At 43.4% G+C, this 12184-nt stretch carries 15 protein-coding genes; 8 read left to right on the top strand and 7 right to left on the bottom strand.

The features are described 5' to 3' along the window. Positions 1-359: FG-GAP-like repeat-containing protein (locus ABY436_RS15750; protein WP_372739885.1), on the top strand; the 359-nt coding region annotated here is incomplete at its 5' end. A 41-nt stretch (positions 360-400) separates the two neighbouring features. After that, positions 401-940 carry a hypothetical protein gene (locus ABY436_RS15755; protein ID WP_372739886.1) on the top strand — a complete coding sequence of 180 codons (540 nt, stop codon included), beginning with the start codon at positions 401-403 and terminating at the stop codon, positions 938-940. Between the two features lie 117 nt (positions 941-1057). On the opposite strand, the gene ABY436_RS15760 is transcribed toward ABY436_RS15755, so the two are convergent. Continuing rightward, a complete protein-coding gene (locus ABY436_RS15760; protein WP_372739887.1) occupies positions 1058-1474 on the bottom strand; it encodes an Hsp20/alpha crystallin family protein in 417 nt (138 codons plus the stop codon). A gap of 358 nt (positions 1475-1832) precedes the next feature. Continuing rightward, the gene (locus tag ABY436_RS15765; protein WP_372739888.1) at positions 1833-2285 is read right to left on the bottom strand and encodes a phasin family protein; all 453 of its coding nucleotides are present in this window, start codon (positions 2283-2285) and stop codon (positions 1833-1835) included. A gap of 294 nt (positions 2286-2579) precedes the next feature. Here ABY436_RS15765 and ABY436_RS15770 point away from each other — a divergent pair, with 294 nt between their 5' ends. Next, positions 2580-3038 carry a hypothetical protein gene (locus ABY436_RS15770; RefSeq protein ID WP_372739889.1) on the top strand — a complete coding sequence of 153 codons (459 nt, stop codon included), beginning with the start codon at positions 2580-2582 and terminating at the stop codon, positions 3036-3038. A gap of 349 nt (positions 3039-3387) precedes the next feature. Beyond that, complete coding sequence (locus ABY436_RS15775) at positions 3388-3873, top strand: hypothetical protein (RefSeq protein ID WP_372739890.1); 486 nt, start codon at positions 3388-3390, stop codon at positions 3871-3873. 161 nt (positions 3874-4034) lie between these two features. On the opposite strand, the gene ABY436_RS15780 is transcribed toward ABY436_RS15775, so the two are convergent. The 3 genes from ABY436_RS15780 to ABY436_RS15790 form a co-directional block, all read right to left on the bottom strand. Continuing rightward, positions 4035-5600 (bottom strand): phytoene desaturase family protein, encoded by a 1566-nt coding sequence (locus ABY436_RS15780; protein WP_372739891.1) that lies wholly within the window; start codon positions 5598-5600, stop codon positions 4035-4037. Positions 5601-5882: 282 nt separating this feature from the next. After that, positions 5883-6317: a universal stress protein gene (locus ABY436_RS15785; RefSeq protein ID WP_372739892.1), complete on the bottom strand. Its 435-nt coding sequence runs from the start codon at positions 6315-6317 to the stop codon at positions 5883-5885. A gap of 41 nt (positions 6318-6358) precedes the next feature. Then, entirely contained in the window at positions 6359-6820 is a 462-nt protein-coding gene (locus ABY436_RS15790) for a cytochrome c (RefSeq protein ID WP_372739893.1), read from the bottom strand. Positions 6821-7325: 505 nt separating this feature from the next. Between ABY436_RS15790 and ABY436_RS15795 the strand changes: the two genes are divergently transcribed. The 4 genes from ABY436_RS15795 (at position 7326) to ABY436_RS15810 (ending at position 10812) form a co-directional block, all read left to right on the top strand. Continuing rightward, entirely contained in the window at positions 7326-7778 is a 453-nt protein-coding gene (locus ABY436_RS15795) for a phasin family protein (protein WP_372739894.1), read from the top strand. A gap of 334 nt (positions 7779-8112) precedes the next feature. Further along, positions 8113-8529: an Hsp20/alpha crystallin family protein gene (locus ABY436_RS15800; protein WP_372739895.1), complete on the top strand. Its 417-nt coding sequence runs from the start codon at positions 8113-8115 to the stop codon at positions 8527-8529. A 172-nt stretch (positions 8530-8701) separates the two neighbouring features. Then, positions 8702-10054: a nodulation protein NfeD gene (locus ABY436_RS15805; RefSeq protein WP_372739896.1), complete on the top strand. Its 1353-nt coding sequence runs from the start codon at positions 8702-8704 to the stop codon at positions 10052-10054. Then, the gene (locus ABY436_RS15810) at positions 10054-10812 is read left to right on the top strand and encodes a slipin family protein (RefSeq protein WP_372739897.1); all 759 of its coding nucleotides are present in this window, start codon (positions 10054-10056) and stop codon (positions 10810-10812) included. The genes ABY436_RS15805 and ABY436_RS15810 overlap by 1 nt, the downstream gene beginning before the upstream one ends. 83 nt (positions 10813-10895) lie before the next feature. On the opposite strand, the gene ABY436_RS15815 is transcribed toward ABY436_RS15810, so the two are convergent. Both ABY436_RS15815 and nqrM read right to left on the bottom strand, forming a co-directional pair. Beyond that, positions 10896-11555 (bottom strand): DUF542 domain-containing protein, encoded by a 660-nt coding sequence (locus ABY436_RS15815; RefSeq protein WP_372739898.1) that lies wholly within the window; start codon positions 11553-11555, stop codon positions 10896-10898. A 116-nt stretch (positions 11556-11671) separates the two neighbouring features. Then, the gene (gene nqrM, locus ABY436_RS15820) at positions 11672-11911 is read right to left on the bottom strand and encodes a (Na+)-NQR maturation NqrM (protein WP_372739899.1); all 240 of its coding nucleotides are present in this window, start codon (positions 11909-11911) and stop codon (positions 11672-11674) included. Positions 11912-12184 lie beyond the last annotated feature (273 nt).

The following is a 12184-nucleotide window of genomic DNA, read 5'->3' on the forward strand; positions in this document are numbered from 1 at the left end:
AACTCTTTGAAACGCCGCTCGGCCCGTTCGATGTGGGAGGCTCATCCCGCGCGGTAACGGCTGCTGATCTGGATGGTGATGGCGATAACGATCTGGCACTGACCGTACCGGATGCCAACACGGTGGTGTTTGTCACCAATAGAGGAGGCAGTTTTGTAAATGCACGCGGTGAGTTGCGCAAGCGTGATCTGCCTGTGTACGAAAAACCGCAGGGTATTTTGGCGAGTGATATTGATGGCGACGGACGGATGGAAGTCGTTATCAGCAACCAGGGTTCTGATGATATATGGGTTTTGCATCACCGTAACACTCCGGTCAATATGATGCGGGATTGTCCAGTGCCGGTTGATGCACCTTAACATGTGTTAAACATACATAGATTTATGGTGCAGACAAGATCATGGATAAGCTTGTAAAATTTCTGAATTCTGGATTAGGGCTGGTTCTTGTCGGAGCCTTAGCAGGGGCCATTGGCTTATTTACATGGCAGCGCATGGACTGGATTTTCAAACAAGAATACCTTCGCTCACAAGTAGTCTTAGACCGACAGATTGATTTGATTGAAAACATAAATGCTGATGTAGGATCGTTAATTGCGAATGCAGATAGCGTTATTGCAGTGATAGTAAAACAAGCACCTGGTAAACAACGAAATCAAGTAATAGAAAGATACAATGACGAGCAAGCAAGCTGGTTTAGTGTAAGTGTGTCACATCAGGCACTCTTAGGATTCTACTTTCCTGACAGTATATCTGTTGAATTCAGAGAAGGAATTGTCAATGCGACAAAGAAGCTCGATGTTGAGGTATACAAGTACGCAAAGAATAATACTATAGATCAACGGAAGAAATCATACGAAGCATCCCGGCAAGTGTGGCACCAGCTTCAGGCGTGGAACAAACTTGCGATGAAGCATTTGCAGTCTAAGTTTACTCTGTAAATGATTTTTGAGTGGATACATTAGGTAAAAAACGCCAAAAAAATCGATTCTATCGACCCTGTATCCCCGATCCTTAAATGAAAGGGACTGTCGATAAACAGTCCCTTACTTGAAACGTCAGTTCACTTTTATTTCAAGTTTCTTCGGCTGACTTGTCTCAACTTTCTTAAGCTCCAGCGACAATACTCCATTTTCGAACTTGGCATCAATCTCTTCAGGGATTACATCTGCCCCAACGGTGAACTGTCGCATAAAGCTCCCTGTATGCCTTTCCTGACGAATAAGCTTACCGTCCTTCTCCTCTTTTTCTTCTGTTTTGGTTTCACCTTTCACGGTGAGGACGCCATTTTCTAATGTTACATGAACATCCTCTTTTTTAATCCCGGGAAGATCGACATTAACTAAATACTTATTATCTGTTTCGTGCACATCCATGGCAGGAAACCAGTTACCCATTCGTCTTTCAATCGGCATTAAAAAATCATTAAAAAATGAATCATCAAATAATCGGTTAAAACGAGTTAAGTTGCCCATAACCCTTTACTCCTTTATTGTTATGCTTAAAAAGCTCTCAGTATAATGAGGCATAGATATAGATTATTATTTTTCAAGAATCTCAGATATGCTTTTTTATAAATTGAGTTTTATTTTAATTTATTCAGTTTACATTGAGATGTTAATTAATCGAATTCACACTCTGTAGGTGAAAATATAATATTACATTGGTCATTATCGGGCGCGCGTTAACGCCAGTCGCGGCCGTTTAATCTAAAGGGTTCGATCAATATAAGCGAATAAGTATCTTTGCGGTGGAGTCTATGTTGAGTGACTGGCCTGGTGTAAGTGATGAAGGAAACCCCTCATCACTTTTTAAACCGGACACTTTGAACAATTAAGCTCTTTTGCGAGTGGTAGCGGTTTTGTTTGTACCACCGTTTTGTTTGTGCGCAGAGATATTAATCGTCTCTTCTATTTTCTCCTGTGCATACTGCATGAGTTTGGTCGCGTCAGCCATGCCATACATATCAGGCATAGCAGAGATATGTGTTTCCAGAACGTCTATCAGTTGTTCTTTTGTTTCTGACAGCATGGTGACTTCTTTTTCAGTAATGTTAGCCAACTTAGCGTCTAACTCTTTAAAAAATTTAATCTGTAGTTCGAACACGTCTTTGGGCTCCCGAACCCGGCTCAGTGCTTGCATCTGTGCCACTCCCGTGTTGAACAGGTCAGTCATGTATTCAGTTTGAAGAGCGATGAGCTTTTCCGCGGCTGATTTGTTGATGTCCGTAATCTTAGTTACAGGCACCAGAGCTTCTTTGACATCTTTCATTGTATCTTGGGGCATGTCGTTTGTCCTCAGTCAGTAGTTTTCAACGGGCCTATCACATTAATTATTCTCCTTACACCTGATATTTCAACGTAATTGAGCAGGCCTGAATAAAATTTCAGATAGAAATTAACGAAAAATAAAAGTGATGGGATTCATAAAATGAAGTAATGACGCTTAAATTGTTTATAAATAAATTTTTTTATAATTACTTTCTTAAAAGAATTTAAGAAAAACTCAATTTAATTGATTTTAACATTGTGACTATTATTAAATATTAATAAGAATATGTTCTTCTGTGGAAGGTGAAATATGAATAAGTATAATAGCCATGGTGCAGTTAATAAAAAGCATGTATCTATTATTACTGCATTTAGCGAGTCAACAGTGAAAGATCTGTTAAATATTCAAACAGAGCATATGCTTAAACAACTTAATAGTGCAATATTAAGGTGTAGGGCGCTAAGTCAAATACACGGTCGTAACGGCACGATTAAGAATCAGCTTAAATATATTGAAGCCATTAGCAATCAACTCTCTGAAATAACAGGACAAGAAATACGTCTTTTGAAGTTTTACAAAAACAAACTCATAGACAGTGTAGACAAGAATATATCTGAAGTTTCTCTCATGTCGGTATTATATCGTGTAACTGACGGTGAGAAAGTCTCAGTCGTAAACGTACAAAAAAATGATGTAAACATGCGCCCGCCACAAAACAAAAAGTTACATCAGGAATGGCACTTCGGTAAAACAACACACTCAGAATAACTGTTTAATACACGGGCAACAGCTGTATCAGGAACAACTGAATAGCAGTGAATGCAGGTCTTTTCAGACGATACATTGATTCTGCATGTGACTGCTTTGGGACTGGGGTAGGGTAAAAATGTTTGATCAACTATTGTCCTTTTATGATCAGGCAGTCTTAGCATCAAAGCCTATTAAAAGATCATGTATTGTATAATGAAATTAATCCTGATTCATGGGCTTTAATGGGTGCAGTTAAGCTAGCTCAACCGCATTCAATCACCACGCCACACTCGAAAGCCTGATTTAAAATCGTCAAAAAATTTATTGTATGCTGTGATTAATGGTGACGGTATTAAAGGAGATAAGTATGGTTAAGCCTTCACGCGCCAAAATATTTGTTAAAGATGTATTGAAACAAACTCCTTTTTTAAAAGCGGTGTTTTTGTTGGTTGCACTTTGGTTTGGTTTTTCTGTTGCAATGTTTTTTGCAGAAAGTGGGGTTAATGGTTCAGGTATTATCACGTTTGGCGATGCGCTTTACTGGGCGATAGCGGCTTTTTCAACCGCAGGAATCGCACCCGTGCCTGTGCTGGGTGTATCAAAACTGATTGGCGGGATCTGGATTGTTCTCGGTTCCGCTCTGTTTTTTGGCACTATCGTTGCCACGATTACGGCATATTTTATGCGGCCTCTACAGCGGCCGGGTAAACAGATTATTGATATTATTGAATATAACCTGGAGCAACTGGATGCGCTGTCTATTGAAGAACTTGATTTGTTAAGAGAGACGGTGGATGGTCTGATTTCTCATATGGAATACCTTAAAGAAAGGCATCCCAATAATAAGATGTAAACAGCCCTTACGGTAACAATATAATATCGAATTACAGCATTATATCGGATAACTGCGCCTATACTTTTATCGCTGTCATTTCATGTCGGGGTTGGTTTAATCATGAAAGTGGTTTTGACCGGTTTGGCTACATGAGCGACTAAAGATAGAAAGACGGCATATTACCCCGGCAAGTGTGAAAACACCTTGCGGTCGACATTGGCCGCGGAGAGAACGCCGCCCCACAGCGCGCCTGCGATCCCCGGTGAGCACACATCCTGGCCCGCAAGGTAGAGCCCCTTAATCGGCGTCTTCATGCGCAATGCTTCTGAAAATACACGTTTCGGCGAAACATCAAGACCGTAAAATGCCCCTTGATAGTGGCCAGTGGTGCTAACAGTGGTGAGCGGTGTTGCGAGCTCGCGATGGACAACGAGTTTAGCGAGCTGCGGAAAATAGTTTTCAAACTGTTCGAACATTTTCTGCTCAACAGATTGTTTGAATTCCTGATAGTCAGCGCCTCTTGCACCAGGTGATTTCATCGCCCAAGTTTCGACGCTGGACCAGTCCGTCAGGGTAAGCACCTCTCCCACATGCTTGTGGTTAGGGCCCGGATCATGCGTTGGATCTTTCAGTGATGCAAAGGAAACAAAAAAACCGGGCGGTGCTCCATCCGGCGCGTCTTCCCAAAGAGTGTCTACAGCGCCAGTAGGGTAGATCCAGTGATTTGATTTGGTGGCGCCTGCAGATTCGACATCGCCTTCAAAACCCATAAACAAACTGAAATGGGCGACATTAGGATTGAGCGAGCGGATTTCTTCTATCCAATCCTGATGGCCGCAGTCATCAGGCAGCAGGCTCTCAACTGTTTCCCGAGCGCCGATACTCGAGATCACAGCGTCAGCGCGTATCGTTTCTCCGTTTGCGGTCGTAACACCTGTGACACGCCCGTCTTTCATCAACAAGGAGGCCACACTTACCCCAGCACGAGCCTCGCCACCGCCATCTGATATCGTTGGCAAGATGTGTTGCGCGAAGACGGCCCCGCCACCCACCGGATACCACGCACCGCTTTCAAGATAGGAACCAACTGTCATGGCGTGTAAAGCAAAGCTCGCTGTGCTCGGGCGACCTCCGAAATCGCCCCATTGCGAGGTGAGCGCACTAACAAGCTCGTCATTATCTGTGAGACTACGTGCCACTTCATTGGTTGTTCTGCCACACCACCTGTTAAGCTCGTTGCGCTTCCACCATTTCAAACCGGCGCCGAAGGGGGCGGGTAAGGATCGAACTTGCGTTGCTGTCATCAGCGCCTCGCGCCCCTTGCGCATCGCATCCGTCCAACCTTCGATTGCTTCAGCTTCCTCCGGAAAACGCGCCTTGAAGTCCAATTCCTGCGCCTCATAAGGACGTGAAAGCCGCAAGGGCTGAGAATCTCCGACATGCAATGTGTCGTAAACTGCACCCATGGAAGCAAACTCAATAGGCTTTGCGCACAGCCAGTCAAGAAGGTCTTTTTCCGGGTCGCCAGGGGCTAGCCCTCCCAAATAGTGGATCCCTACATCCCATGTGAAGCCCTCGCGAGAGAAGCTATGCGTCAGGCCGCCGAGCGTATGGTATTGCTCCAGAAGAAGAACCTTGTGTCCTGTTCTCGACAAAGCCGCTGCCGCCGCCATGCCGCCCATGCCTGATCCAATGACAATGGCACCCCATTCGTTTTGTGATTGATCGTGTTCGATATTACCCATTCCTTTAACCCTCGCTATCGGCCCGCATGGCGTTTGCCGATAAAAATAGATGTTAAACGAAGACGGCGCACCCATCATCAACGGAGCAAAAAACGCCAGTACACAATTTTCCAGTAAATCGGGAACTCCCCAACGTTTGCTTCGGGTCGATTTGCTATTGAAATGGCTCTGAACTGAGCAAGACAGAGCGCTCGGGCAGGCTCGTGACAAGTATTGCTTTATGCCGATCCGGTCGTGGATGACAGCGTCTTACTGTGGGTTATTTCCGCCCTGCAATAAGGATCACTTGACCCGCACCGCGAGTACGTCACAAGTCGCGCTCTGCATAACGCCGTTGGCTGTTGATCCCAGTATGAACCGTTGAAGGCCCCGGCGGCCATGACTGCCGATCACAATCAGGTCGATGTCGTGCATTTCTGCCAGGCGGTGTATTTCTGCATCCGGATGACCGACCGTAATAATTTGTTGGTTTGCTTCAATATTGAACTCGTTAACGTAAGTCGTTAAGTGCTCTTTCGCTGCTGTATTCAATTCATCCTGAGTCTTGCTCAGCTCGGTCATATATACGCCGCCATAGGCGGTGCTGACAGGCTCAACAATATGGACAACCAGCAGTTCTGCGTTATGAACCTGACACAGATCAACTGCCGTTCCAAGCACTTGTTTTGCTTCTTCGGAAAGATCAATTGCCACCAGTATTTTGCGATACTTAGCCATACAATGCTCCTCCTGCTACAGGTTTTCTGATTATTCAGGCATTATTCTTCTTGTATTGTCTGGATATAGTAAACTAATTCCAGAACCCTCCCTCTGATAACTTTTTCTGCTCCCATCGGGCCATATTTTTCTCCCTCTTCCATTTTGTAACGGCTCCCCCAGACAGGCATCGCTCTGTCTCCATGCCCCGAGACAAGGGTTCTGCCATCAATTACCTGAAACACACGCTGAAACGGATAGGTTCCGGAACCCAGAGATGGGTATAAACCATGGTTATTCTTAGCAAGCTGGGTTAAATCCGTGGGTTTTGGTGTAAGGAATTCAGCTATAGGCCCATCTCCTTTACCACTAACACCATGACAGGAAGCACAAGAAGCAAGAAACTCATCTGCACCGATCATATCATTTTCTGCATAAGCGTTACTGATAGATAACGACATGGCTAAAATCAGCAACGTACTACATTTTTGCGCCGTTTTACTCAATGGAATTGGATCAAACATGATGTTCTCCTGAATGTTGTCTGGTTGTAGCCCTGTTCATTTTATAACTGGCTCATGATTACACCGTCTTTGTGAATATTAATGTTTTAAATTTTTCACCCTCCGTCACTTGAAACGATGCGATACTGATAGCGGAGGAACTTGCGTAGTGTACATGCGCATTTAATATCTCTGGAATATAGTCATCTTAGCTACCACTTAATAACATTCACAATGTTGTGATCAATTGAATTGAGCTTTCCTTAAATTTTTTTAAGAAAATAACTATAAAAATTAAATTTATTTATAAAAAAATATATAAATAATAAAGCAGCAGGCTTATGTATTTGTTTTTTAAATAATTCAAACATCATTACGCTCTTTAATGAGTCCCATCACTTATGTGTTTTTGTTCTTTTCTATCTGAAATTTAATTAAGACCTGCTCAATTACGTTGAAATATCGGATGTAAGGAGAATAAATATTATGATTAGCCCGTTGAAAACTACTGACTGAGGATAAAAAAATGCCCCAGGATAAATTGAAAGATGTCAAAGAAGCCCTGGCGCCTGTAACTAAGATTACGGACATCAACAAATCGGTCGCAGAAAAGCTCATTGCTTTACAAACTGAATATATGGCTGACCTGTTCAACACGGGAATGGCACAGATGCTAGCACTGAGCAGCGTACGAGAGCCTAAAGACCTTTTCGGGTTGCAGGTTAAATTTTTTAAAAAATTAGACGCTAATTTGGCTAACATCACTGAAAAAGAAGTCACTATGCTGTCAGAAACTCAAGAACAATTGTTAGACGTTCTGGAAACACATATTTCTGCTATGCCTGATATGTATGGCATGGCTGACGCTACCAAACTCATGCAGTATGCACAGGAGAAAATCGAAGAGATGATTAACATCTCTGCGCACAAACAAAACGGCGGTTCAAACAAAACCGCTACCACTCGCAAAAGCGCTTAATTGTTAAAAGTGTCCGGTTAGAAAAGTGATATCACTCATCAGTGCCTCCACCGGAAAAATCTTCTTAAACTTCTGTTGATCGAAATCCTTGGGGTTAAACGGCCGCCGCAGCCGTTAGCGCGGTTTTAATAATGACCTATTAAATAATACCTTATCCATCCTCAGCGTATGATATTGGTTAATGAACATCTCAATTTTAACTGAATAAATTAAAATAAAACTCAAATTTTACAGAAGCATATCTGGGATTCTTCAAAAAGAATAGTCTATTAATATGGCTCATCGCACTGAGAGCATTTGAATTCAGCGTAAACAATATATGGAGTATAGGGTTATGGGTAACTTAACTCGCTTTAACCGATTATTTGATGATGCATTTTTAAATGATTTTTTTATGCCGACTGAAAGACGAATGGGAAACAAGTTTCCTGCCATTGATGTGCACGAAACAGATAATAAGTATTTAGTTAATGTCGATCTTCCCGGAGTTAAAAAAGAGGATATTCATGTATCGATAGAAAATGGCATCCTCACCGTAAAAGGCGAAACTAAAACAGAAGAAAAAGAGGAGAAAGACGGTAAACTTATTCGTCAGGAAAGGCATACAGGGAGTTATATGCGACAGTTCACCGTTGGGGAAGATGTAGCCCCTGATGCGATTGATGCCAAGTTCGAAAATGGCGTATTGTCGCTGGAGCTTAAGAAGGTTGAGACAAGAGAGCCGAAGAAACTCGAAATAAAAGTGAACTGACGTTTCAGCTGTTTTTAACTAAGGGACTGTCGACAAACAGTCCCTGTTACATGTTATGCAGGATATATCTCAGTATGTGAACAATAAGGCAGAGCTTACTCATCAGCTTACCCGGCTAAGAGGACTAAGCGTAGCGATGTACTCCAGTCACAAGTGTTGGAAAGGATCTGTTATGCCACACATCAAACACTATTCTTATGTTTTTCTTCTCTTTTGCTTTTTGCAGATTCCGGCTCACGCGAGTAACAGAGTCTGGATAATTGACGTTAAAGGTGGCATCGGCCCCGCTACAGCGGATCACATGGTTAGGGGACTTGAACAAGCTCAGGAAGAACATGCACCATTTGTTATCTTAAAAATTGACACGCCCGGCGGGCTCGATAGCGCTATGCGCGAGATGATTAAAGCAGTCCTGGCCTGTAAAATTCCGGTTATCGGTTATGTATCTCCTAGTGGTGCCCGAGCAGCCAGCGCTGGTACTTATCTCCTCTATGCAACGCATATAGCGGCGATGGCACCGGCGACGAATCTGGGTGCCGCAACTCCGGTTCAGATTGGCGCCCCCGAACTGCCATCTATCCCCAGCCAAACGGGCAGCGAAGAAACTGATGAGCAACCCGCTTTAGCGGGATCTACTGCTATGGAACGGAAAATAACTAACGATGCCGTCGCCTATATTCAGGGTTTGGCTGATTTACGGGAACGTAACTCTGAGTGGGCCGCCCGGGCAGTGAGGGAAGGGGTTAGTTTGCCGGCAGAGGAGGCTTTGTCACTAGGCGTTATTGATATAGTGGCTACTGATATCAATAACCTTATGCAGCAGCTTGATGGCTACATCGTCAAAATGGGTGATGAGGAGTTGACCCTGAGCAGCAGTGAAGTTGATATATACCATCACCCAATCGATTGGCGAAACGAGTTTCTTTCAGTTATTACAGATCCGAATGTTGCCTATATTTTAATCCTGATTGGTGTATACGGATTAATTTTCGAAGCTTCTAATCCCGGTTTCGGTGTGCCGGGCATAATCGGTGCCGTTTGTATTTTTGTAGCCTTGTATGCGTTCCAAGTACTGCCCGTGAGTTATGCCGGGCTTGCATTAATGATGTTGGGTATAGGCTTGATGACAGCAGAAGCTTTTGCTCCCAGTTTTGGTATTTTGGGTCTGGGGGGTATCACAGCATTTACCATAGGTTCGATCATTTTGATGGATACCGAACATACTGAATACCAAATTGCCATTCCTTTAATCTTAGCATTTGCTGCCTTCAGCGCATTAATACTGGTGTTTACCTTAGGCCTGATAGTCAAAGCCCGGAAGCAAGTCATCGTCACAGGAATCGATCATTACGTTGGTAACATCGCAGAGGTCGAATCATTGCGTGGTGATACACCGCTGGTTCGGTTAGATGGCGAACTCTGGCAAGTGCAATGTGATCAACCTCTGGCGGTACATGATAGTGTCACTGTTCGCGCTGTAGAAGGCGTAGGGTTAGTAGTTACCAAGAATAACGGAGAAAGATAATGGACTTTCAGATAGAGTTTTTTGGCGTGCCATTTTTGATTATGGTGCTGGTTTTATTGATATCGATGTTTCGGGTGTTACGCGAATATGAGCGTGGCGTCATTTTTTTGCTTGGACGGTTTTACAAAGTGAAAGGACCTGGATTGATCATTCTGATCCCGTTTCTGCAACAAATGGTTCGTGTTGATTTACGAACCGTGGTGATGGATGTGCCGTCGCAAGATGTTATCTCCCGGGATAATGTCTCGGTTAAAGTTAATGCGGTTATTTATTTTCGGGTAATCGATCCACAAAAAGCCATTATTCAAGTTGAAAATTTTTTGGAGGCAACCAGCCAATTATCCCAAACGACCCTTCGGTCTGTTTTAGGCCAACATGAGCTGGACGATATGCTGGCAGAACGGGAACAACTGAACGCCGATGTACAATCCATACTGGACAAGCAAACTGATGCATGGGGAATTAAAGTTGCCAATGTAGAAATAAAACACGTTGACCTTGACGAAAGTATGATTCGAGCGATAGCTAAACAAGCTGAAGCTGAACGCGAGCGCCGAGCGAAGGTGATTCATGCGCAGGGTGAATTTGAAGCATCACAAAAATTACTCGAAGCAGCCAAAATTCTATCGCAGCAAGAGCAGGCTCTACAGTTGCGTTACCTGCAAACACTGGTGGAAATAGCCGGAGACAAGAGTTCGACTGTCATATTCCCTATGCCAATTGATTTGGCTGCAGGCCTAAAGAAACTAACAGGATAGAAAGTGTGAACAACGCCGTTGCGAACAAGGTTTCCGCCGGCACATGAAAAACCGCTCGGCTACTGGCAAAGATAATGTCTGCATCAAGAGATTTTGCCACGATAAAGAATCTCGTTTTCTAACTGTATATGGCTAGCTAAATCATCTTTGAAGGTACTTAACCCCAGGTAAAGTGCTGTCCAGGTATTACATGCCCCTTTAGGTGTTATCACTCCTTCAGTTATATCATCAATTTTATTGATAGCCTCAAGGCAGAGTTTATGTTCTTGCCTCATTGCCACAATATGATCAGATGTGACGGATAACGGGTCTTGCATAAGCTGAGGAAACAATACAGTTTCTTCATTTAACATATGTTTTTCTAATTCAATAAAAAAATGTTTGAGATGGTTAGCAAGTCCAATCGGACACTTCAGATGTTCATGGTGAACAGATTCGACGCGGCTGGCTAAGCGAAATAGCTCTTCAAGTTGCACTCTATGTACGTGATGATAACGGTCTGTCAAATGCGTAATCAGCTCGTTATTATCCATCTTCTTCCAGTCATTCATCCTATCCGGAGTAACAGTTAATTGAGCAATGGCTTCTAGCACGTCATTTTTCTTAAGTCCCGTATTTTCAATTGCTTGCTTAAGGGTTTGGCTTCCATTCCAGCAATAGCTTAGGCCAAATTGACTAAACACTGCCGTAATACCAGGCACTTCCTGAGCTAACTGCGCTAATGATTTACTGATAATGTTCATTGAAAACATCCCTCGCGAAATACAAATATTCAACTAAAGAAAAGTACTCATAAAATGTGAGCATGGCACTATCCTGGCCATGCGCTTTATGTCCGTGCTCTATGTCAGGCGGGGAGTTAAGAGCCCATTTCTCTGCCTAACGCATACGATTCAGTGACTTTGTTTATATCAACCTGTTGATCATGACATCGATTAGAATCACCCCCGCAGATGGAGCAGGAATAATCTTTTTCGCCCAGCGCGGCACCGACACCGCCGCATGAGCCTTTCAGGCTTGTGCGGCCATTCATGACGCCGATAGATGCAATGACTATCACGGTTAAAAGCAGCGTAAGTGAGAACAGAAAAACAGTCATGGTTGGCCTCCCAGTGCAAATAAATTGTACAAAGCTTGTAATGTGTATTTTAAATACATATTATAGATTTGTAAAGTAAATACGCTTTTGCACTTTTCAGAAGAGAGGGAATTGTCAGAGCAGTCGAAGTCTGGATCTTCTGCTGAGCATGCTAAGGAAATGGATCGCATGTTCGTTTTTAAGGCATAAAAGCGTGTAATAAGTGCGGGAGGTAGGTGTTATGAAGGTGAGTATTTATAGATATAACCCTGAGCAAGACAGTGCCCCATATAT

Origin of the sequence: Neptunomonas sp. (assembly GCF_041601355.1) — a bacterium.
Lineage (GTDB): Bacteria > Pseudomonadota > Gammaproteobacteria > Pseudomonadales > Balneatricaceae > Neptunomonas.

Coding starts and splice junctions, on each gene's coding strand:
- ABY436_RS15785 (WP_372739892.1), bottom strand. CDS start 6,317: ATGGCTAAGTATCGCAAAATACTGGTGGCAATTGATCTTTCCGAAGAA.
- ABY436_RS15810 (WP_372739897.1), top strand. CDS start 10,054: ATGGACTTTCAGATAGAGTTTTTTGGCGTGCCATTTTTGATTATGGTG.
- ABY436_RS15795 (WP_372739894.1), top strand. CDS start 7,326: ATGCCCCAGGATAAATTGAAAGATGTCAAAGAAGCCCTGGCGCCTGTA.
- ABY436_RS15760 (WP_372739887.1), bottom strand. CDS start 1,474: ATGGGCAACTTAACTCGTTTTAACCGATTATTTGATGATTCATTTTTT.
- ABY436_RS15780 (WP_372739891.1), bottom strand. CDS start 5,600: ATGGGTAATATCGAACACGATCAATCACAAAACGAATGGGGTGCCATT.
- ABY436_RS15775 (WP_372739890.1), top strand. CDS start 3,388: ATGGTTAAGCCTTCACGCGCCAAAATATTTGTTAAAGATGTATTGAAA.
- ABY436_RS15755 (WP_372739886.1), top strand. CDS start 401: ATGGATAAGCTTGTAAAATTTCTGAATTCTGGATTAGGGCTGGTTCTT.
- ABY436_RS15815 (WP_372739898.1), bottom strand. CDS start 11,555: ATGAACATTATCAGTAAATCATTAGCGCAGTTAGCTCAGGAAGTGCCT.
- nqrM (WP_372739899.1), bottom strand. CDS start 11,911: ATGACTGTTTTTCTGTTCTCACTTACGCTGCTTTTAACCGTGATAGTC.
- ABY436_RS15790 (WP_372739893.1), bottom strand. CDS start 6,820: ATGTTTGATCCAATTCCATTGAGTAAAACGGCGCAAAAATGTAGTACG.
- ABY436_RS15805 (WP_372739896.1), top strand. CDS start 8,702: ATGCCACACATCAAACACTATTCTTATGTTTTTCTTCTCTTTTGCTTT.
- ABY436_RS15800 (WP_372739895.1), top strand. CDS start 8,113: ATGGGTAACTTAACTCGCTTTAACCGATTATTTGATGATGCATTTTTA.
- ABY436_RS15765 (WP_372739888.1), bottom strand. CDS start 2,285: ATGCCCCAAGATACAATGAAAGATGTCAAAGAAGCTCTGGTGCCTGTA.
- ABY436_RS15770 (WP_372739889.1), top strand. CDS start 2,580: ATGAATAAGTATAATAGCCATGGTGCAGTTAATAAAAAGCATGTATCT.